Here is a 21,726-nt window from a genome sequence, read left to right as displayed (position 1 = left end):
CCAAACAAGACGGGGGAAGCATTGAAAGGCGTCATCATCGCACTTATCACCGGAGTCCTGCTGTCGGGTTGTAGCTCATCATCGAAGATTGCCGATGTGGAGCCGCCCAAGACCGGGCTCTCCGACGCTGAGCTGGAGACATGGGCCTCGAACAACTTCCTCGCGAACGGTATCAGCGCGGATAGAACCACCGTCCAGGCCTATACGATTACGACTTGCCGCAGTCTGATTGGCGAGCTCAGCGAGTTAAAAAGCGTGTCGCAGCTCGTAAGGGAGCTCGACCGGATCGAAGAGATTAATCAGCAACAGGCCCAGATAATCGTTGCGACCTCGGTCCGAGGCGAATGCCCGGATCAGTTGGATAAATGGGAGAGCTACCGCAAAGCAGGCTGACAAATGGACGTACTGGAGATTGACTTCATGGAAATCGCCGACGGGCGCCGCCGCCGGGGATTCGGCACACAGGCCATAGAACGGCTGCGCCGGCAGCATCCCGGCAGGACGGTGTTCGCCCGTCCGCCCGAAAGTGAGGACGCGTTCTGGCAGTCCCTGGGCTGGGACCACGTACGCCACGCCCAGGACGGGGACTATCCCCCGCTGTTCTTAAAGCGCTGACCGGGCCCCTCGGCCGCCGGTTGGGGTGCCGTGTCCCTGGTTGTGCCCACTGGGGGCCAGGTGGAGCCCTCCGCACAGCTCAAAGCTGTCCCCATTGTGCACAACCCGCCCCCGCCGGGGCCGGGCGGGAACGCAGGTGCCTTGAATGTCCGGGCCAGGGTCTAGGGTTTACACTGAATGAATCGAACATATATTCGAATAAAGGTGTGTTGTGGGCGTTATTGTCCGTCCCCGCGTGATAAAGGCGGGTGAGTCGTTGTTGTCGGTGCGGGTCTCCGGTACCGGTTGCGGCGGGGTTCCCGTCCCACGGATCCCGACGAGGCGGCGCGGTGGTTTGAAGAGATGCCCCACACCGGGATCGAAGGATTGCTCATTAAACGAAACGACCAACCATACGCCGGAGGGGTCCGGAACTGGTGGAAATTGAAGCACCGGGAAACCGTGGAGGTCGTCTGCGCGGCCGTCATCGGCCCGATACACATGCCCAGGGAGATCGTGGCCGGCCTTCCAATCGGAGGGAAGCTGCGCATCGTGGGCAGATCCGCCCCACTGACCACTGCCGCCAGCAGGGCCTTGGCCCGCTGGCTGCGCCCGGCAGCGCCACGGCATCCATGGCCGACAACGGTCAAAGGAACCTACCGGCACTTTCGGCTGCGTAACTCCCGACTTTGCTCAACATACGGAAACTCCCCTGGCCCTTTGGAAGCAACGGTCCGAGTCAGGGAAGGGGCTCCTGGAGAAGCCAGTACATGGCCTCATTGCGGGACGTGAAAAACCGAGTTGGACACGGGAGGGTCCGCCGCGCCATAGCGAAGTTAGCAATGACACGACTGACCGGGTTTGAGCCAAGCAGGGCAATCCGTGAAGCAGCGCACCGGACGCTGAAGACGGACTTGGCCCCGCGGGTCACCTCTTGGGTGTTCGTTATGTCGATCAACATCGGATACTCGGCACCATCGGCAACCTCATTGACCGTTGCCATCGCCGCATGTACATCAGCGGCCTCCAGAATAGTCCCTGGGTTCCACACAAGGTGAAGAACTCCCCCGGCGTCGAGTTCCACGGTGCCCTTGCCGCTGCCAACAGTTATTTGTTTCATCTTTTGCTCCCCCAGCATCTTGTGTAGCTAAGACTAACTGCCTGCTTGGAGGTGCGCAGTGAAACGACGAGTCAAAGGCGGAGCCTCATCGCCGATAATGCTCGTGAACGGATCCAGACTGTTAGCAGTGTCCCATTTCCTTCGAACTGAAACTGTCCCGGGGCTGCCACTCCCCCGACCTACCGGCCCTTGCTGGGCGTAATCTGCCTGTCCCACAAGTTGTTCCAAAACCGGCGTCTCGCTGACCACGTACGGAACTGACTTATGCAACGGTCCGAACGGTGACCTCAAGGTCCGGGACTGACTTGCTCCTTCGCTGGCCAAGGGTCCCTACTGACGTTCTGTCACACAAAGTGATCGCAGCATCGCCTGCGACACATAAATTAGATGACGGGTAAAGTGACACCATTGCTGGCTTCCTCGATTCCCGAGGCTGGTGTCATATAAGCGAACGTATAAATTACAAGAGGACCGACCTGCAGCGCGATGCGCTCCTGGCCGCCGGCATCGACGCGGACTCCTCTACGAAGACAGGACGTCCGGGAAGAAGGATGACCGCCACAGCTGGCCGCCCGCGTCAAGACTCAGCGCCACCGCGACATCCTGGTCGTCTGGAAACTGGACCGGCTCGGGCCGGGACCTGCGTCATCTCGTCAACATCGTCCACGACCTGACCGAACGCGGCATCGCACTCAAAGTCCTCACTGGCCGGGGCGCCGCCATCGACATCACCACCACCGCCGCGGCAAACTCGTCTTCGGAATCTTCGCCGCCCTCGCCGATGCAAGCCGCAGGTGTCTGTCCCCCCGCCCGTTGAAACACGTTTATCAGGGCAGGGATGGGCCCCGATACCTGGATGCGAGGGAAACGGCTCACAGCGGATCTTGGCCCGGAACCACTACAGGGCGTAATGCCATCACTCATGCCATAACCAACGCCATAACTCCCATTGGATTAAGCACTGTAAGAAAAGTGTGTTGCATTACTGGAAATGTGATGGTAGTCAAAACCACACTAATAGCCCGATGTCTTATTTGTTTAACTATGAATGTATCAATTGAATATGCAACTGTATGGCTCGCCATAAGTAAAGCTACAAGGCACGCCATAGACGCAATGTAGGTTCCACTATCAAGTCAAGCAGAGAGACAGGCAGGTAAAGCAGCGGCACTTCCTGTCCTTGCTCCTGCCAGCCTCCATGTTAGAAGACCAGCAGGTTGACCTACGGGGGCAACCATTGGACAAAAAGTGGACCAGCTAATGCGTGTCATTGCCTGATCTACCACCTGACTCCACATAGCGTGGAAGGTAGAGCGCCAAACACAGTAGGAGACAGCCACAATGGCACGATTGTTGCAAGCACCAGCCACTCAAAAAACGCATCAAACCCGAGCAATCGACCGCGTCGTTTCCCTCGCAAACGGCAAAGGCGGCGTGGGAAAGACAACCACAGCTGCAAACGTCGGCGGGTACGTGGCACTGGCCGGCTCGCGGGTCCTAATGGTTGACCTTGACCCACAAGGGGACCTCGCCAGAGATCTCGGCTACGACAAACAAACTGGACGCGAATTGTTCCAGGCACTCATCGCCGGTACCGCCCCTCTGATCCTTAGGGATGTGAGGGAAAATCTAGATGTAATCCCTGGCGGCCAGGACCTTGAAGACATTCAGGGTCTCATGGTGTCGCGGTCAGGCCGTTCCGACGCGGGCGATTTCGGCGACATGCTGTACTCCGTGTTGGCACCGCTTGCCGACGAATATGACCTTATTCTGATCGACACGCCGCCGGGGGAGCGGATCCTAGTCGAAGGCGCTTTTGCGATCTCCAGCGCTGTCGTCATTCCAACGAAATCTGACGACGCGAGCATTGATGGGGTTGAACGTATCGCCCGTCGATTCCTAGCTGTGAGAGACAGGAATCCTTCCCTTCAACTCGCCGGCGTCGTGCTGTTCGGTGTCGGCCCGCGTTCGCTGCGTCTAGAACGCAGCGTGCGCGAGACGCTGGCCGAGATGCTAGGCACGGTAGCCCCAGTCTTTGAGACTCGCATCCGCAATCTCGAAAGCGCCAGCGCTGATGCTCGAAAGAAGGGCCTCCTGTTCCATGAACTGGAGGGAGCTGTCACCGATGCACAAAAGAGCCGTCTGAAAGCGCTCAGGGCGGGGGAGAAGCCGGCGGACGGATTCTTCTCCCGGAATGCAGGTGGACTGGCGGAAGAATTCGAGCAGCTTACGGGCGAGATACTTTCCCGCTTGAACGAAATCGAAAGCGAGGGCCTTGCGTGAGCGGCAACCGACCGAGTCTTGCGGGCGCGTTCGCGCCAGTGGCACCCCGCGGCGCAAAACTGGAGGGCATGCTTGCCCCGAAGCGCAAGAAAATCCAAGAGGTACCGGCTGATGCCGAAACAACGCGTCCCATCGAACGGGCGTTGCTTGCCATTGCCACGGAACCATCCAGTGAACGTAAACACGTTGACGCCTCTGCATCATCCGACGTGCTTGGGGCAGAGCAGGGCACGGAAGAGCCATCCAAACCACAGAAGAGTGCAGCAAATGCCGCATCTTCGAGCCCGACCCAGCAAAAGTACAAAACGCCTGCAAACTCACGCAAGAAGGCTTCCGAGATGGTTCCAGGTGCACCACGCAATGTGGGTGTGTACTTGGCACCGGAACTATTGGTCGATGTTAAAGAGGCGGTTCACCGTCAGCGCATTACTTATGCCGATCTTCTACTGGATGCGTTCGACACATTGGATGAAGACGTCATAATCCGTGAATTTCGGTCTGAGAGCGTCCCGTCATCTTCTGGCATGCCCCGACGGGTACCCCGCCGCCGCGGCTCGGCCGGAATCCAGATCCAGGTACGCCTCGACGACGAGCAGATCGCCTGGCTCGATCAGAAAGTTGTCGAGTTCAGCGCACCCTCACGCAGCGCCCTCGTCGCGACGACCTACAAACTTCACCTCACAAAAGGGTAGGCATCTCGGCAGCAGCAACGTGGGGGAGTAGGGTGTTCAGCCCCGCCAATGCAGCGCTAGATACTGGAACCTGCATTATGGCTCGACATCCCATTGATCATATGGCGTCAGTTATGGCATGAACCGCCGGATCCGTGCCTAGTCAGCCGTTCAAACACCTCTCCCGCCGAATCTAGCGGGTTTGCTGTCGACCAGCGACGGGTTTCGCCTATGACCAGTACAGCCGCGCTTCACCCAGCCCTAGTGAACGCCATGTCAGCGAGGGCCCACTCATCCGGTGGGCCCTCAAATACCTCCCACGGATAGTCTTCCCCGGGGGAGAGGAGCTCGGCAATCGTGTTGGCGTTCTTGGAGAGCCATTCCTTCCAGAGGATCCGTTCAATGCGGTAGCGCTGTAGCTGAGCCGCGACGGCTTCGAGCACTCCGAAGTGCTCGGCTAGATCTTTCAACGAGGTCGTGGCCACCACCGACCAGGCCCGTGTGGTGTCCCGGACGATCATGTTCCAGGCGGCCATCACCTCGAGCGCTTCACTGACTGCGGTCCGGGACAGCTTGGTCAGCTTCACTATTTCCGCCGTCGACAGGCCGGGGGAGTGCTCAAGCGCCTCGTACACGAAAGCCGCCGGCAGCCCCAGTTCCCGGAATACAGGTCGAAGGGCGTGGATTTTCCCTTTCCGCCAGGCCAGGTCTTCGGCCGCGGCCTTCACGTCATCGGGAATGGTCAGCATGTAGAGATCTCCCTTGGTGCCGCGCCCATGTTCGACAAGCGTCACCAGTCCGGCGTTCTCACTGCGCAACGCCCTCAGATGGGACCCGACAGTAGTGTGGTCGAGCCCGGTGGCAACTGCAATCGACCTGTCGCCGAATTCAACGAACCGGGACGCCGTCATATGTGCAGCCTCCGCCAGTGACCGCAGCACCATTCTTCGTACCAGCCCGGTCCGTGAATCCGTGTAAGTGTGCTCTTTGAGCCGGAGGGCATTGCGCCAGGTTCTGATGTATCGGTGCTCGGCCCCGGGATTCGAGGTGGGGGTCCCTTGTATCCCGGGGGGCTGTGTATTTGGCGGGCTTGTGGGGGATATACGGGCATTGTTCTTTTCGTCCCTGGATCTTGGTTTTTTGCTCAGGTAGCTGACCGCATTCAGCCAGTCTCGGCGCAGGGCAGGGATCCTGTGCCGGGAGGTATACCGGGCATAGAAGGACGCCAGGCCAGGCCAGGTTCCCTGCATCATCCGGCGTTCCACATCGGTCAGTTCCATCCCGGCGGCGGCGGCCCCGGTGATGATTGCCTGGCGGGCCTCCGAGTCGGAGGCGTACCGGTTCGAGTCGTAGAGTCCGGTCTGTGCCATCAGCTGCATGACCCGGGACATCCGGCCGGCCGGGTGGGGGAGTGTAGGTGCTTCGAGCGACGACGGGGTGAACGCCTGCTCGAGCCGCAGGGCCCGGACGGCGCCGATCTCCCCAGCCAGGTCTACGTTCATGGCCGTCCACACGGACGTGGAGTTGGGTCGGCGGACGATGTCGTAGGCTTTGGAGAGCGACATGGCGAGTTCCTGGTAGCCGCCGCGCTTGTGCGGGGACCCGGGTGTGCGCATACAGCCGTGGAGGAGGTTCTGGTGCGGGGTCTTGTCCAGGGTCCGGTACCGGGTGCCCAGAGCCTCGACAAAATCACGCGCTTCAGAGAAAGTGACTCGACGCTCCAACGGGATGTAGACGTGGCGGCCGCCGTTGGGTGAGTAGTCCTCAATCCATCGGGCCCCGCAGTCGTGCAGCCAGGCTTGGAGGGCGCGGACGTCGGCTTCGACCCAGTCAGCACCTGCGATGGACGAGTCAAAGTCAAGGAATATCGCAGCGCACGTGCCATCCTTGCCGAAGATCCGGACCGCGGCAGGAAATGTGGGGAGCGCCTCAGTCAGGGCCCGTTCGTGCTTCTGCGGGTACGTCTTGCCGGCGTCCCGAGAGAGGCGAACTCGGGGCTGACCTGCGAGAAGAGGCGCCAAAGCAGCCCACGCCTGAGCGGGGCTATGCGTAGAGGATGGCCCGTGCGACACGCCAGCGCTGTATGTGGCTGGCAGCACGCGGGCGTGCTGTTGTACGATGATGCTGTTCCTGTCGAGGGAATGACTAAGGGCCGATCTTGCAGGATCGGTTTTGCAACACAAATGAAGTCCTGTGAAGGTCTTCCATCCGATCTACGATCTGTTTGCCGGCAAGCTTCCCGGATCGTGGATCTTCAGCTTCGAAGGCCCGCCTAGTGCGGGCCTTCTTCTGTTATGAGGCCATGCGGATCGGCAGTTCCTCCTGGTGCACGGAATGTTCAAGCAATGCTAGGTCTTCGCGCAGGGACCGGTCGACGGCAGAGGAAACGTAATCAGTGACAGTCATGCCTTTGGCGGCAGCGATCATCTGAACGTCCTCCGCAGTCTTAGCCTGCGTGCGGAAGCCAATGTATTTGCGTAGGCCCTTGCTGGGCCGTCCGCCTCCACGATTGATTACTGCGCTCATGGTCATGTCCTTTGAATCTCGCACAACCTGCGGTTGTGGCTGCTTCATCGCTGGTGCTACCTGAAGTCGACCCCTGTGAGGTTTCTGTTTACAGCTATCGACTGAGTCGAAATTAGCACTGCTTCCGGCGACACCCGGGGATTTGTTTACAGAAAACGGCCCCCGCGTGTCGCGGTCCACGTGCCCGAGGTCCGCGCGGATGCGTCGGCACGCCCATGGCGCACGCTCCTTTCGTAACCAGGGCTGGCCCGTTTTGTTCAGCCGTCAGGACTGAACGTAGAGGCCGCAGCAGCTTGTCACGCGGACTTCGCCGGTTACTGTCGGGTGCAATGACCGTGATCTGTGGCGTGTTTAGTTCCATGTGACAAGGCACCTTCGATCGATAACTGATACAAGTAGGAAGCGCCAGTATGGCCCTGCGCGGCGGGCACGTCGCACAGTCTGTAGTCTAGTCACGCATGTGTGAAACATGTGTGTCAAGTTTGTTCAGTGGAGATCTGATGCGAAAAAGTAGGGCAGGCAAGGGAAACCCCGACCTCCCCGGAAGAACACCGCAGGGCGCCGTCGACAAGCTCCAGCTTTCTAGCAAGGTGTCGTTTGACGTGCTCCTAGACGTAGTCGAGGCGACGCACGGCAAACCGATCGCTGTGCGGCTCGTGCCGAGCAGTACGATATCTGGTCTGTCCGGTCTTTGGCTTGAAACGGCTCTCAAGTCCCACATCTTGGTTCCGGAGAGTCACTCTGAACTGCATCGAATGCATGTCATCTGCCATGAGTTCGGCCATATCCTCCTCCAGCATGAAGGGTGCGACGGGCTCGCCGCGTCTATGCCGTCAATGTTCAGTCACGTAGGTCAGCAAAGCGGCATCCAGCGGATGCTCGCGCGGTCCCCCCAGTGGAATGACGTGGAAAAGGCCGCCGAGGAAGTGGCCTATCTCCTTTCCGGGTTTGTGCTGGACAAGCCGACAGTGCCAGGCAGTGACTTCGAAAGGGTTTTTGGATGACGTTGCTTCAGATATTGCCTGCTTTCATTCTTTGGTCGGTGGTCATAGCACGCATCATTGGCCTGCGGTTTGGATGGAAGCCCGGAATCCTCAAAGCGATGGTTCTAGTTTCGACTGGCACGACCCTGAACATAGACCTGGTCTACTTGGCCCTCGATGCCTGGCTGGGCAATCGGAACATTCTGAACTTGATTGTCCATGTCGCTTTGGGCCTTGGCATGACTGAATTGAGCCGGCTGGTTGTTGCTGCTACGGGTGCGTCAACCGCTCGCTGGCGTCTGCTGGTATTGATGGGGACGGCATTGGCGGCGGCGCAGGGTGCCCTGATGTTTTCGACCTCAACGCCTGGATCGGCCACTAATTTCACGGACGTTTTTGCAGGCGTCCCCGCTATCGCGTGGTACCAGGGATTGTTCTTCACATGGATTGGTCTCATCACCGCTTACACAGGAATCGAGTGCATGCGCCGCAACCGAGCCGGTGAAACAGCGTCTTTCCGCATGGGGTTCGACATCATCGCGGTCTCGTGTCTTTTCGGAGTTTTGGCCGTGGCCACCAAGCTACTGCTCGTGGTACAGGAAGTGGCTGGCGCCGAAAACAGTCTTTCGGATGCCGCCTACGTCGGATATCGCGTGCTGATCGCTCTTACCTTGCTCGGATTCGCTGTCGGCTTTGGACTCCCTGCGTACGGTCGTGCCCGGCAACAGTGGGCTGATCGGGTGCAACGCCGCAACGCACTGATGAGGCTTCAGCCGATTGTGAGCAGGTTGCGTGATACCGATGCAGGCCAACGTGCCGGGGAAGCTGCTGCTCTAAGCCTGCGGCCCAGAACCTCCAAGGATCAGCTTTACCGCTGGGTAATTTTTGTTGACGATATCCGGGTTGCAAGTCCGGAGCTTCTGTCAGCTGACGAAATTGAGTTACTAGACGATATTGAGGCAGGATTTGCAGAACCAGGCCCGCTTGGCGCCCCGGTCCCGACTGGCAGCTAGCTTTTCGAAGATATTCACACCAGCCGGTGTCCTGCTGGTGGTCATTGTCCTCGCTGGCACAAAGGCTGGACTCGGAGTTTTAGGCGTTACAGTCCTTGCCGTCACCGTCATTGTCATTCCTGGACTGACGTACAAGAAATTTCCGGTTGTAGCTGGAAAGTTCGATCTGCCCACGAATTTGCGAACAAAGATCGTAACTATACTGACTCTTGTGGGTGCATTGGCTTGTGTTTTGCTGAGTGTCCCGACGCCAGTTCCAGCAACAGTCATAGGACTCTTCGCAGGCAACGCGGGACTGGCGTTGGCTCGCCGGTGGCTGAATGCCTCAGCGCATGTGTCTGTCCTGACGTTCGCTGTTCTTTGGGGGACGGTGGCATTCGGTCCGGCCTTTGCTTGGCTGTTGGTACTATCACCGATGATGCTGGTGAGCAGAACTGTCCTCGGGGAACATTCGTGGGACGAAGCGCTGGCGGGCGCATTGATTGGAATAGTCACCTTCGGCTGTTTCGTTGGAGCTAACAATTGGAGCTGGATCACTTGAGCGATTTTGATCTGTCGCCTCAGCGGGCCACGGGGATCCGCCGAGCCGAAACGCTCGCAAGGAAGATCAATCTCCTGCTGGACGTGATCATGTCTGATACCGGCAAACCGTTTGACTACGCCGCCATTCGTGATGGCGCCCAAAAGTTCGGCTACTACCTTTCGCGGACAAGGTGGCAGCTACTCAAGTCCGGAAAAGAGCAAGTGGTTCCCGATGAAGCACTCCGGGCAATAGCCTCCGTATTCGACGTTGATCCCGAGTACCTCATCCAGGAGGGCGGCAAGCTACCAGAACGCGTGGAGGCCGAGCTAGAACTCATCCGAAGCCTGAGACGTGCTGAGGTGCGTAATTTCGCCGCCCGTGCTCTCGGTCCTGTGGATCCTGAAGCGCTAAAGGCGATTGCCAAAATTCTGGACGAGGACGTCTAGCCTGCCCTCCCGGAGCCTCACTACAAGTTGACAGAATTCGTCACACTGCTATCGTCTTACGTGTACTCACACATGCGTGACACATGAATGAACCAGTCAGTGGACGGAAAATGAACCAGCCTAACGCAGAACAGCGGCTCTGGACGCTCGGGGAATCAGCTCGAGGCTTTACCCGCCTGACCTTGGGGGCCAGCCAGGTATCAGCCTCGTGCTCGGACGTACTTGATGATCAATTCCAGAAGGTAGTCCGCCCTGATCTGATTCAAGGAATAGGTCAAAGCACGAGTAGAGCGCTCCTCCGGTGGGAGGTTGACTGCAACCACTCCGGTAGCTTCGAGTTTACTGAGGCTCTGCACCATGAGGGCGTGCTTTACCCCCGTAGCCTGCTCCAGCTGGTAGCGCATTGATGGCCCGGCAACCCGAAGGTGCCTCACAATCTGCATCCGAACTGGAGTTCCGTAGGCAATAGCCGCCGCATCCAGATCGTCTGACCATGAAGCATCCACTGGGCGAACGGTCTTAGGCATGTCGTCAATTGTGCCGAACCTTGCTGCCGTTTACGAACTCTTTTGCAAAAACTTACTACTTTAAGTAGATGGCTAGATACTATAAATGCGTAAGAACAGCGCTGAGGAGATTGCAGAAATTGGGAACTGGACGATTGGGAACGGAATGAAGCCGACCGGATTCATGCTCGGCGCCGCAGTGACGGTGCCGGCAGTGGTCCTCGGTTTGATTGTTTTGATGGCCCTTTTCTTGGGATCAACACCTGCAGAGGCCGACTGCGGTTCGACCAAAGGCTCGGTGCAGGTCAAAGAACCGCCCATTATTCCTGGCTATTCGGACGAGCAGCGGTTTAATGCTGCGGTCATCATCAACGCGGGTAAGAGCTTGAATCTGCCGTTGAAGGGACAGATGGTTAGCGTCATGGTGGCGCTGGGGGAGTCCGGTTTGAAAGTGCTGGACCGGGGCGACGCTGCCGGGCATGATTCCCGTGGCCTGTTTCAGCAACGGGACAACGGCGCGTGGGGGACTCTTGCGGACCGCATGGACCCGGCCATCAGTGCGGGAAACTTCGTCCGGGCTTTGCAGAAAATCGATGGCTGGGAGCAACTGGAGCCAACGATTGCGGCCAGCCGGGTACAGCGGAATGCGGATCCGTATCATTACCAGCGTTATTGGCAGCCTGCTTCGGAGCTGGTTGTCGCCCTCGCTGAGGTCCAGGTTGGGGCCAGCCAGGGCTGCGCGGTTCCCGGCCAGCCCGGCACGGGCGATGATCTGCCCTGGGCACGTTCGGTGATCTACCAGCCGAGCCCTTTGGGCATGTTCAACCGGGAGTGTGTGGATTTCGCCCTGTGGCGGGTGAACCAGCAGCTCGGCAGCACCGCAGCCCCGTACAAGATCCAGAACCGTACCTTCCGCCCCGACGGGATCAACCTCGGTTCTGCGTTGTCCTGGCGGGATGGCTGGAACGCCCGCGGATGGCCCACCGGTTCGGCACCGCGTGTCGGCGCGGTGGTCTGGTACGCCCCTGGCGCCGGGGGAGCGGATCCCATTTACGGCCACGTCGCTGTGGTGAAGGCCGTCAATGCCGACGGCAGCTGTTTGGAGGAGGGTTACAACGGCAACCCGGCCCCGGAGGACCACATGTACTACACGCGGACCGTGAACAACGCGGTGCCCAGCGCGTTCCTGTACGTGCCGGGCGCGGAGGAGAAGAAGTGAAACGATCCCTGCTGGCCGCCATTGCCGCCGTGCTCCTGTGCACCGCGTGCGCCCCGACAGCACCCACCGGGCCAGTCTCATCATCGGCCACGGCTTCGGTAAGCCCGACCGCTCCGGCGTCGCTGAGCGCTGGTGGCAGGTCCCAGGCCCCGGACGGGACCGTCCCGCCGACATCGGGCATCGCCTGGGATGAAGAGAGCAAAACGGAAGCAGCCGGCGTCGCGAGCCGGGCCATGGCTGATTATGCCCGCCCGGGGACAGAAGCCACACGGTGGGCCAATGACTTTGCCCGTTGGCTTACCCCGCAGGCCACGGCCGACTATTCCATGGTGGACCCGGCCAACGTTCCTGTCTCGCGCGTGACGGGCCCGGCAACGCTGGCCGTGGACGAATCCAACGGCTACGGCGTCACGGTAACGGTCCCGACCGATGTCGGCCCCTACGCCGTCCAGCTGCTGCGCACCTCCGCTGAATCCACTTGGAAGGTCAACCGGCTGACGCCGCCGGCTTCCTGATAACCGACACACCTACTCACGAAAAGGAAGAAGCCCATGGGTCTGAACGCGACAGAGGTACTGGCTTTCCCCAAGATCCAGGCCATCGTCCGTGACAACGGCACCGCCGAAGTCGTGGTTGCCGGTAACTCCCGCGCCGTGGCACCGGCTGGATCCCTGCAGCAGCTCCGGGAGAACGCCCTGGCCATCGTGCTCGGGGAAGCCAAGACGCTAAACCGGCCCGTCCGCGTGGCCATAGATGACCCCGAAGGCCACGGGGAACTCCTCGTCAGCCCCGACGGCTCCAAAGAATCCGTCAGCTACACGCCGAAGCCGGCACGCCGCCGGGCGGAAGTTCCTGCGACCACCACGCCCGCCGCGGCGGCCGTGATCGACTCCGCGCCCGTCGAAACTGCCCAGCCACAGACGGCCCCGGTTCATCCGGAGCCGGTCGGTGAACACCCCGCCTCCTCCACGACAGGAATGAGAATGCCTTCCACCCACGAAACAGCTACAGCGGTATCTGCGGTGGAGGGCACCCCGAGGCGGCGGAGCCTGAAAGAAACGTCGTTCCTGGTCAGCGCCCCGGTGCTGGAACCGGCCACCCGGGGATGGCGCGGAACCCTGACGCGGCTGGGTTTCCGCACGGATCCCTCGGCCGGGGAGATGGCGGAGCGTGAGGACATCCGCACGGTCAGCCAGCACTGGCCAGGCCCGCGCACGATCGCCGTGGTGAACCGCAAGGGCGGGGCGAACAAGACCCCCACCGTGGTGATGCTTTCGGCGGTCCTCGCCCGCTACAGCGGCGCGGCCACGGTCGCCTGGGACAACAACGAATCCCAGGGCACCCTCGGGTGGCGCACCGAAAAAGGTGCCCACGACAGGAGTGTCCTGGACCTGATCGACTCGTCCCGGTCGCTGCTCTCGCCGTCCACGAACGCCGCCGAAATCGCCAAGTTCGTCCACCACCAGACGGCGGATAAGTTCGACGTCCTCCGCTCGGACGGGAACGAAGAGGGCGACCACGAAGTGACCGCCGAAGAGGTGGACATCGCCCACCAAGTCCTCACCCGCTACTACCGACTGGTCGTGATGGACTCCGGAAACACGGCCCGGGCGGCGAACTGGCGACGGATGATCGACCACACCAACCAGCTCGTCGTTCCCGTCACCGCCATTGAAGACCGCGCCGAGGCAGCACGGCTGACACTGCAGACCCTCGAGTCCCGGGGCGGGCACGAGGCGGAGCTGGCCCGCAACGCCGTCGTCATCGTCTCCGAATCCACCGACGCCAAACGCAGCATGAGCGGAGATGCGCTGAAGCGGGCCAAGGACGAAGCGCAACGGATCGCGGACGGCTTCGCCCCGTACGTCCGGGCAGTCGTGCGGATCCCGTACGACCCGGCCCTGGTCAACGGCCCCATCCGCTACGAGGTCCTGCGGCCGGCCACGCAGCGGGCGTGGCTGGCGGCCGCAGCCGCCGTCGCCAGCGGCTTCTAACTCCTCCGCACGAAACAACCATTCCGAAGGGAGGAACCATGCAACAGACCCAGAACCCCTGGATTACCAGCCCGGCCGCGGGTGACGCATCGGACAACGTGGCTGCGGAGGTCCATCTGCCGCCCACAGCAAAGATCGACGCGCCGTTGCTGGGGATCGTGGAGCCGGACTGGGCTGACCGGCTCGGCCGCCGCACGGTGAGCGGCACCGCCTCGTTGTGGGTCACTGGTGTTCATGGGGGAGCGGGCGAGAGCCGCCTGGCCAGCCTTCTGGACGGCGCCCGCGCCACAGACCATGCATGGCCAGTTCACGACGACGCCTACGGCAAGCTACCCGTGCTGCTCGCGTGCCGGTCGGACATGCGGGGATTACAGGCCGCCCGGAGCGCCCTCATTCAGTGGGCATCCGGTGCCGCACCGGCCGTTGAACTGCTCGGCCTCGCGGTCCTGGCGGACGCCCCCGGAAAACTCCCAAAGCCTTTGCGGGAGTTCGCTGCCCTGGTCGGCGGGGGCGCCCCCAGGCTATGGATGCTCCCTTGGGTTGAATCCTGGCGGCTGGGAGACTCCACGGCCAGCCAGCCGGGGCACGACTATCAGCGCTTCGCAACTGATCTCGCAGCACTCACCAACTAACCCAGCCACAACGGCTTTACCCTTCGAAAGGTCTCATCATGCAGAACATCATTTCCCGCTTTCCCCTCAGCGTTATCCCGGACCCGACGCCCACTGTCCCCGAACAGGCCAAGGGACTTTTGACTGTTTTGAACTGGGCCTCGGGTATCGGCCTGATCCTCGGCGTCCTGGGTGTGATCATCGTCGGCATCGGCATGGTCATCCAGCTGCGCCGCGGAGAGGGCGGCGAGTCCATCGGCAAGCTCGGCTGGGTCCTGGCCGGCTGCATCATCATCACCGGCGCCTCGGGCATCGTCCGCGCATTCGTCTAAAACCCGACCATCGGAGGTTCATCATGAGCGAATCCACCCAAAGCACGACCGAACAGCATCCGTTCACCAAGCCCGGATTCATCATTTCGGCCGCCCTAGTGGTTGCACTGATTGCTGCCGTCATCGTGATTTTCTTCGTTCCGAAGAGTGACAGCACTGCTCAGCCAGGCCCGGCTTCGGCGTCGGAAAGCGCCTCGGCAGCGGCCACGGAATCTTCGGACGCCGCGGGGAAAAGCGTCTGCGGTCTCCCCTCAAGCACGGAGACGGCCCTGGGAACGGCACCTAAAGCCAAGTGGGAGCTAGTCGGCAAAATGGCCGCTCCCGCCGATCCCCAAACGTTTGGACCGGGAGTAATGGACGGAGACGGTTTCCGTTCCTGCTTCGCTAATTCCCCCACCGGCGCGCTCTACGCGGCCGCCAACATGATCGCCCTTGGCTCTTCCCCGGCGCAGGACGAGTTCAAGCTCGCCGACAGACTCCTGGTCCCGGGTCCCGGGCGTGACGCGGCTATGAAAGAAGCTAAAACGAGGACTTCGTCCCCGGGAGACGGTCAGACCGCTCAGCTCAGCGGCTTCCTCCTCAAGTCCTACAGCCCGGCCGAGGCAGACGTCGATCTGGCCATCAAACTCCCGAACGGCGCGTTCGCACACTCAGTCCTGTCGCTTCGTTGGGTGGCCGGGGATTGGAAAGTAAAGGCGTCCGATGACGGCCAGATATTCAACGGTATCGCCCAGCTCAGTGATCTGAGCGGCTTCATACTCTGGTCCGGAGTCTGACGTGGAGTGCACCTTGGGGGACATGCAGTGCGTGGCGGGCAACCTCGCCACCGCAGCAGTCAACGACGCCACAACGAACCTGGCGAAGTCAATCATGGAGGGCATGAGCCAGATGGTGACCACGTTGTCCAGCTTCTGGGTGAGCATGCCGACGACCAATCTCGCGAGCGAGGACGGGACGACGCCGAGCCCTATCGTGGGCTTCATCAATTCCGAACTCGGCTATTGGACCTTGGCGCTGGCTGTCCTGTCGGTCATTCTCGGCGGGACCCGGATGATCTGGGAGCAGCGCGGGGCACCGTTGAAAGACCTGCTCCGCTCCCTCCTGACCCTCACGCTGGTGTCAGGTCTCGGACTGGGTGTCATTTCCATTCTGGTGATCGCGGCCGATGAGTTCTCGGCCTCGATCATCGATCAAGCCACGGACGGGAAGGGCTTCGCCGAAGCCATGACCATCCTGGTCATGACCAACCAGTCGGGCACTGCGGTGTTCATCCTGATCATCCTCGGACTGATCGGCCTGATCGCCTCGCTGGTGCAGATCGTCCTCATGGTCGTCCGGAGCGGCATGCTGGTGATCCTGGCCGGGATCCTGCCCACGACAGCGGCGTTCACCAACACGGAAATGGGTCGTCAGTGGTTCCAGAAGGCCGTGGGCTGGACCATCGCCTTTGTCCTCTATAAGCCCGCGGCCGCCATCGTCTATGCCGTGGCCTTCAAGCTCATGGGGTCCTCTACCGGCGGTGACGCGCTGTTGGGATCCATCACCGGTTTCGCGTTGATGGTGGTGGCGTTGCTAGCGCTGCCGGCGCTGATGCGGTTTGTCACTCCCATGGTCGGTGCTGTCGCTTCGGGCCCCGGCGGGGGAGCGGCAGCAATGGTGGGCGCCGCTGCGGCCGGGGCCGTCTCGCTGGGTCGCAACGGGGGCGGACGGGGTAACGCCTCACCGACTCCGCCCACCCAGCAGCCGCGGGCAGGCAATAACCCCGAGGGCAGCCAGCGGCCCGGCGGGAAGACTGGCGGCAACGCCAAGCCGGCACCGGCCAGGCAAGGCCCGTCCGGTCCGGGTGGTCCCGGTGCAGGAACGACCGGCGGAGCCGCCGCGGCTGCCAGCAATTCGGGAGCCGGTGCGGCAGCGAAGGCAGCAGGCCCGATGGGCATGGCCGCCGCTGCAGGTGTCCAGGTAGCTTCACGGGCCTCTCAGGCCGCACAACAGACCGCGCAGGACTCAACCGGGGAGGGCCCCAGTGGCAGCAATTGACACCGAGTACAAGGAACCGTCCTACGGCAACTGGCGGGTGCCCCGGTCCGCGGGGTTGGGCAGCCTAGGCGCGATCGAGACCGGAATCGTGATGGTCGGTCTGCTGGCCGGCATCATCACCTTCGCCATCGGGGGTCTTCTGCCCGGACTTGGCGTGCTCGTGGCAGCCGGTCAGCTGGTCCTGCTGCTGTCGCTCAAGGACAAACACGGCCAATCCATCGTTGACCGGTTCGCAACGCGGTTGAATTTCCGCCTCTCCCGCTCGGCGGGCACGAACCTCTACCGCTCCGGCCCTCTGGGTGTCACGGAGTGGGGAATGTACCAGCTGCCGGGCCTGGCGGCTAAGTCCCGGCTGTATGAGTTCAACGACTCCTACAACCGCCCCTTCGCCATGCTCCATGTCCCCACCACCAGCCATTTCACTGTGGTCTTCTCCACTGAACCCGACGGGGCGTCCCTGGTAGACCCGGAACAGGTTGATGCGTGGGTGGCGAACTGGGGCGGCTGGCTCGCCGGCCTCGGTGATGAGGCAGGGCTGGAAGCTGCCGCGGTGACCGTGGAGACCGCTCCGGACTCCGGCTACCGGCTGCGGAACGAAGTCGAGATGAACATCCACCCGGACGCGCCGGAGGCAGCCAAGGCGATCCTCCGCGAGGTCGTCCGCACCTACCCGGAGGGCTCGGCCACTGTCCGGGCCTGGGTGTCCCTGACCTTCAGCGCTTCCCTGCGCGCAGGTTCGCGGAAACGCGTGCCAGAGGACGTTGCCCGCGACCTGGCGTCCCGGCTCCCGGGACTGGGTGCCCGGCTGCAGTCGACCGGGGCAGGGATCGCCCGGCCCATGTCGGCCCAGGAACTCTGCGAAGTCGTCCGGATCGCTTACGACCCGCCGGCGGCCCTGATCATTGATGAAGCGCACGCCGCCGGCTCCCCGGTGGCCCTGACCTGGGGTGAGGTTGGCCCGACCGCGACGCAGGCCGGCTGGGATGACTACCGGCACGACAGTGCGTTCTCCGTTTCCTGGACCATGACGGGCGCCCCTCGTGGTTCGGTGAACTCCTCCGTTCTGTCCCGCCTGCTGGCCCCGCACGGGGACATAGACCGTAAACGCGTGTCCCTGCTCTACCGTCCGATGGACTCGGCCCGGGCGGCCGCCGTGGTCGAACGGGACCAGAACAACGCCAACGTCCGCATCAGCTCGGGGAACCGGCCGTCCGCCCGTGCCCTGGTCGATGCCCGTTCCGCCGCGCAGACCGCGCAGGAAGAAGCGCAGGGCGCCGGACTGGTGAACTTCGGCATGGTCGTCACCGCCACCGTCACCGACGTGGACCGGCTGGCCGACGCGGTCGCCGCCATCGAACAGACCTCGGGCACCGCCCGCGTGCTGCTGCGCCGATCCTACGGCTCCCAGGACACCGCCTTCGCAGCATCCCTGCCCTTGGGACTGGTGCTGCCCAAGCACATTCTTCTGCCCAGCGAAATCAGGGAGGCACTGTAAATGGCCCGCCTCAAGCTCCTGTCGACGGAGACTGCAAAAACAGTAATGACTGCATTAGGCGCCAAGGGCGTCCCGGTGAAGCCCGGGAAACCCGCCACGGTCCGTGATCGTGTTCCTGGCTCACGTGGCTGGGGCGGGCGCGGGGGAGGGGCTGCAGCGCTTGTCCCAGCCGTGCGCGAATACCGTGGCACGACGGTGCAGGTCTGTGGTTTGTGGCCGTTTTCCTCCGGCACGTCCTCACCCATGATCGGTGTGCCGTTGGGCCGGCATGAGGAAACGCAGGCCACGGTTTGCTGTGATCCGATCAGCTGGTTCCAGCGCGCGCACCTGATTTCCAACCCCTCTGCGTTCCTCCTCGGCAAGCCCGGCCTGGGGAAGTCCACGCTCGTGCGCCGCATGATGCTCGGCCTCTCCGGCCAGGGCGTTCATCCGCTCGTTCTCGGCGACCTGAAGGGCGAGCACGTAGATGCTGTCGAAGCCCTGGGCGGGCAGGTCATTAGGCTTGGTCGCGGCCGCGGGTACCTGAACATCCTCGACCCGGGCGAAGCAGTCGAGGTCGCCCAGCTCCTCGAGGAACGGGGGCACCATGAAGCCGCCGTCCGGATCCGGGCGGACGCCCACGGCCGCCGGCTGAACATGGTCGTCTCCCTGATTACGATCAGTCGGAACAACCCTCCGACGGATCAGGAACAGACGATCCTGGACCGTGCCCTGCGTGTCCTCGATGACACCTTCGTCGGTGTTCCGGTCCTGAAAGACCTGCTCGACGTCATCACGGCCGCCCCGGACGAGCTGCGCCAGGTCGCACTGGACCGCGGCGACATGAACGTCTACCTGCAGGAGACGCGGGCGCTTGAGGCCACGCTGCTGGGGCTGACCGGCGGTGGCAAGCTCGGCGAAATTTTCTCCCGACACACGACGAATCCGATGAGGCGGGACCGGGCGGTCGTCTTCGATGTCTCCAGTATCGACGAGACCGAAACGGACCTGCAGGCAGCTGTGCTGCTGGCGTGCTGGTCCTACGGCTTCGGCACCGTCAACGTCGCCAACGCTCTCGCCGACGCCGGTCTGGAACCGCGCCGGAACTATCTTGTCGTCCTGGATGAACTCTGGCGGGCACTGCGGGCCGGCAAGGGCATGGTAGACCGGGTGGACGCCCTCACCCGGCTAAACCGCTCCGTCGGTGTCGGGCAGGTCATGATCTCCCACACGATGTCCGACCTGCTGGCCCTCCCGGCGGAGGAAGACCGGATGAAGGCCCGCGGCTTCGTCGAACGCTCCGGCATGGTCATCTGCGGCGGCCTGCCCGCCTCCGAGATGCCCCTGCTGACCGCCGCCATTCCGCTGTCGCGGCAGGAACAGCAGAAGCTCATCTCATGGCAGGACCCGCCCGCGTGGGACTCACGCGGCGGCGACGTCGAACCCCCGGGCCGGGGGAAGTTCCTCATTAAGGTCGGCGGCCGTCCCGGCATCCCCGTCCAGATCGGGCTGACCACTATCGAGGCGTCCCTGAACGATACGAACAAGCGCTGGCATGCCCCGGCAGAATCCCTGCTGGAAGCGGCAGCTCCGATACATGGGGAAGAAGGTGCGGCATGAGCGCACCCAACCGTAAAGGCACCGGCCTGGACGATGCGCTGGAGATCTGGCTGGCCATCGGCTCAGCTGCCGTCATTGGGGGCGGCAGCTGGGTCTCGGCCCACCTCGGATCCTGGCTGGCCGGCATTGCCGCGCCCCCCGCGCACCCGATTTATCTGATCGCCGGACTCGTGAAGGGCAAGGTGCCGTGGCCGGTCCAGTCGACCGTCGTGGCGGCCGTGATGGCGACACTGCTGCTTGCCGGCGTCATCCTGGTCCTCGTTATCCGGGCCAAGGGTGCGAGCAAGCGTGCCAGGGTGGACAAGGCCGCACGCTACCTCGGCCGCGGCAAATCCTTGGCAGCATTCTCCGAACCTGGCGCCAAAGCCACCGCCGAACGCCTCGGCGTCACCGGGTCCCCGGGAATCCCTGTGGGCCGTGTGGTCTCTACCGGGCAGAAGTTCATCCAGCCATGGGAGGACCTGAGCATCGACATCTGGGGCCCGCGGACCGGTAAGTCCACATCCCGGGTCATACCTGCCATCCTGGATGCCCCGGGCGCGGTGGTGTCCACCTCGAACAAGCGCGACGTCGTGGACGGCACCCGCAGCGTCCGGGCCGGAGTCGCTCCGGTGTGGGTTTTTGATCCGCAGAAGATCGCCCAGGAGGAACCCTCCTGGTGGTGGAACCCGTTGTCCTACGTCACGGACGAAGAAAAGGCATACAAACTCACCCAGCACTTCGCTGCCGGTTCGCGTACGCCAGGGTCCAAACCGGACGCCTACTTCGACCCGAAGGCCGAAGACATTCTCTCCTCATACTTCCTCGCGGCCGCGCTGGGGGAGCTGCCCATCACGCAGGTGTATCTGTGGGTCACGGAGCAGGTCAGCCGCACCCCGATCGAGATCCTGAAGGAACACGGCTACGAGCTGCAGTACAAGGGCCTGGAATCGACGCTGAAGCTGGCCGATAAGCAGCGGGACGGTATTTTCGGGACCGCCGAAAAGATGGTTCAGTGCCTCAAAAGCAGGAACACGCTGCGTTGGGTCGCACCAGAGGCCGGGGCAACCGTGGCCACAGACCCCCGCCGCCAGTTCAACCCCAATGACTTCGCCCACTCCCGGGAGACGATCTACATACTCTCCAAGGAAGGCGCGGGCTCGGCCGCGCCGCTGACGACAGCCCTCACCGTCGCCATGGCCGAGGCGATGGAGGAACGTGCCGAGCGTCGTGGCGGCCGCCTGGACCTGCCTGCACTGTTCGCCCTGGACGAGCTCGCCAACGTTGTCCGCTGGGCCGGCTTGCCGGACCAGTTCAGCCACTACGGCTCCAAAGGCCTGATCGTGATGGCGATCCTGCAGTCCTGGTCCCAGGGAGTCGAACTGTGGGGAGAGGCGAACATGCGCAAAATCTGGTCGGCAGCGAACATCAAGGTCTATGGCGGCGGTGTCGCCGAAGACGGTTTCCTCCGGGCCCTTTCGGACCTGATCGGGGACTACAGCTACACCAACGTCTCCATCTCCTCGGGCAAGTCCGGGCGCAGCCGCTCACGCCAAGAGGGCAAGGAACGAATCTTCGATGTCTCCAACCTCGCGGAGCTCGACCGCGGCCGCGCCGTCGTCCTCGCTTCCGGGGCACCCGCCACGCTCGTCCGCACGCTGCCCTGGTACACCGGCCCGCACAAGGAAGCAGTGGAGGCCTCCATCAAGGCAAACAGCCCGAGCCGCGAAGATGACGATGCGCTGGTTCCCGCCGGTGAAGCCGCGGTCGCCAATCCGTGGATCGCCACGTAGGA

Annotated in this window: 20 protein-coding genes; 18 read left to right on the top strand and 2 right to left on the bottom strand. The window is 62.4% G+C overall.

The window, feature by feature from the left end:
* Positions 1 to 21: 21 nt before the first annotated feature.
* The 5 genes from J7I92_RS01935 to J7I92_RS01910 all read left to right on the top strand — a co-directional run bounded on the left by J7I92_RS01935 (position 22) and on the right by J7I92_RS01910 (position 4,689).
* Positions 22 to 393: a hypothetical protein gene (locus J7I92_RS01935; protein WP_214836603.1), complete on the top strand. Its 372-nt coding sequence runs from the start codon at positions 22 to 24 to the stop codon at positions 391 to 393.
* Positions 394 to 396: 3 nt separating this feature from the next.
* Positions 397 to 615, top strand: a complete 219-nt coding sequence (locus tag J7I92_RS01930) for a hypothetical protein (protein WP_214836600.1) — start codon at positions 397 to 399, stop codon at positions 613 to 615.
* A gap of 285 nt (positions 616 to 900) precedes the next feature.
* The gene (locus J7I92_RS01920; protein WP_285290048.1) at positions 901 to 1,386 is read left to right on the top strand and encodes a hypothetical protein; all 486 of its coding nucleotides are present in this window, start codon (positions 901 to 903) and stop codon (positions 1,384 to 1,386) included.
* Positions 1,387 to 3,055: 1,669 nt separating this feature from the next.
* The gene (locus J7I92_RS01915; protein ID WP_214836594.1) at positions 3,056 to 3,997 is read left to right on the top strand and encodes a ParA family protein; all 942 of its coding nucleotides are present in this window, start codon (positions 3,056 to 3,058) and stop codon (positions 3,995 to 3,997) included.
* 68 nt (positions 3,998 to 4,065) lie between these two features.
* Positions 4,066 to 4,689 (top strand): hypothetical protein, encoded by a 624-nt coding sequence (locus J7I92_RS01910; RefSeq protein WP_251039357.1) that lies wholly within the window; start codon positions 4,066 to 4,068, stop codon positions 4,687 to 4,689.
* Between the two features lie 230 nt (positions 4,690 to 4,919).
* Here the strand turns inward: J7I92_RS01910 and J7I92_RS01905 are convergent, their stop codons facing one another.
* Together J7I92_RS01905 and J7I92_RS01900 are read right to left on the bottom strand one after the other, a co-directional pair.
* A complete protein-coding gene (locus J7I92_RS01905) occupies positions 4,920 to 6,767 on the bottom strand; it encodes a MarR family transcriptional regulator (protein WP_396020339.1) in 1,848 nt (615 codons plus the stop codon).
* A gap of 193 nt (positions 6,768 to 6,960) precedes the next feature.
* Complete coding sequence (locus tag J7I92_RS01900; RefSeq protein ID WP_214836586.1) at positions 6,961 to 7,194, bottom strand: hypothetical protein; 234 nt, start codon at positions 7,192 to 7,194, stop codon at positions 6,961 to 6,963.
* Positions 7,195 to 7,694: 500 nt separating this feature from the next.
* Between J7I92_RS01900 and J7I92_RS01895 the strand changes: the two genes are divergently transcribed.
* From J7I92_RS01895 to J7I92_RS01835, 13 genes are all read left to right on the top strand, one after another.
* The gene (locus J7I92_RS01895; RefSeq protein WP_214836583.1) at positions 7,695 to 8,198 is read left to right on the top strand and encodes an ImmA/IrrE family metallo-endopeptidase; all 504 of its coding nucleotides are present in this window, start codon (positions 7,695 to 7,697) and stop codon (positions 8,196 to 8,198) included.
* Complete coding sequence (locus J7I92_RS01890) at positions 8,195 to 9,190, top strand: hypothetical protein (RefSeq protein ID WP_214836581.1); 996 nt, start codon at positions 8,195 to 8,197, stop codon at positions 9,188 to 9,190. The genes J7I92_RS01895 and J7I92_RS01890 overlap by 4 nt, the downstream gene beginning before the upstream one ends.
* Positions 9,191 to 9,727: 537 nt before the next feature.
* Positions 9,728 to 10,159 (top strand): hypothetical protein, encoded by a 432-nt coding sequence (locus J7I92_RS23680; protein WP_251039356.1) that lies wholly within the window; start codon positions 9,728 to 9,730, stop codon positions 10,157 to 10,159.
* 672 nt (positions 10,160 to 10,831) lie between these two features.
* Entirely contained in the window at positions 10,832 to 11,884 is a 1,053-nt protein-coding gene (locus J7I92_RS01880) for a CHAP domain-containing protein (RefSeq protein WP_396020343.1), read from the top strand.
* Positions 11,881 to 12,399, top strand: a complete 519-nt coding sequence (locus J7I92_RS01875) for a hypothetical protein (protein ID WP_214836578.1) — start codon at positions 11,881 to 11,883, stop codon at positions 12,397 to 12,399. Before J7I92_RS01880 ends, J7I92_RS01875 begins: the two co-directional genes overlap by 4 nt.
* A gap of 36 nt (positions 12,400 to 12,435) precedes the next feature.
* On the top strand, positions 12,436 to 13,878 hold the full coding sequence (locus J7I92_RS01870) for a chromosome partitioning protein ParA (RefSeq protein ID WP_214836575.1): 1,443 nt from the start codon (positions 12,436 to 12,438) through the stop codon (positions 13,876 to 13,878).
* A 38-nt stretch (positions 13,879 to 13,916) separates the two neighbouring features.
* Complete coding sequence (locus tag J7I92_RS01865) at positions 13,917 to 14,510, top strand: DUF6668 family protein (protein ID WP_214836572.1); 594 nt, start codon at positions 13,917 to 13,919, stop codon at positions 14,508 to 14,510.
* Between the two features lie 38 nt (positions 14,511 to 14,548).
* Positions 14,549 to 14,821, top strand: a complete 273-nt coding sequence (locus tag J7I92_RS01860) for a TrbC/VirB2 family protein (protein ID WP_214836569.1) — start codon at positions 14,549 to 14,551, stop codon at positions 14,819 to 14,821.
* Between the two features lie 23 nt (positions 14,822 to 14,844).
* Positions 14,845 to 15,597: a hypothetical protein gene (locus J7I92_RS01855; RefSeq protein WP_214836566.1), complete on the top strand. Its 753-nt coding sequence runs from the start codon at positions 14,845 to 14,847 to the stop codon at positions 15,595 to 15,597.
* A gap of 22 nt (positions 15,598 to 15,619) precedes the next feature.
* Complete coding sequence (locus J7I92_RS01850) at positions 15,620 to 16,858, top strand: hypothetical protein (protein WP_214836636.1); 1,239 nt, start codon at positions 15,620 to 15,622, stop codon at positions 16,856 to 16,858.
* Complete coding sequence (locus J7I92_RS01845) at positions 16,845 to 18,353, top strand: SCO6880 family protein (RefSeq protein WP_214836563.1); 1,509 nt, start codon at positions 16,845 to 16,847, stop codon at positions 18,351 to 18,353. The genes J7I92_RS01850 and J7I92_RS01845 overlap by 14 nt, the downstream gene beginning before the upstream one ends.
* Positions 18,354 to 19,952, top strand: a complete 1,599-nt coding sequence (locus tag J7I92_RS01840; protein ID WP_214836560.1) for a helicase HerA domain-containing protein — start codon at positions 18,354 to 18,356, stop codon at positions 19,950 to 19,952.
* A complete protein-coding gene (locus J7I92_RS01835; protein WP_214836557.1) occupies positions 19,949 to 21,724 on the top strand; it encodes a type IV secretory system conjugative DNA transfer family protein in 1,776 nt (591 codons plus the stop codon). The genes J7I92_RS01840 and J7I92_RS01835 overlap by 4 nt, the downstream gene beginning before the upstream one ends.
* Positions 21,725 to 21,726 lie beyond the last annotated feature (2 nt).

The organism is Arthrobacter sp. ISL-72 (assembly GCF_018613755.1).
In the GTDB taxonomy this organism is placed as follows: domain Bacteria; phylum Actinomycetota; class Actinomycetes; order Actinomycetales; family Micrococcaceae; genus Arthrobacter.
Note: the sequence above shows the minus strand (reverse complement) of the source record. Positions and strands in the feature narration are given on the sequence as shown.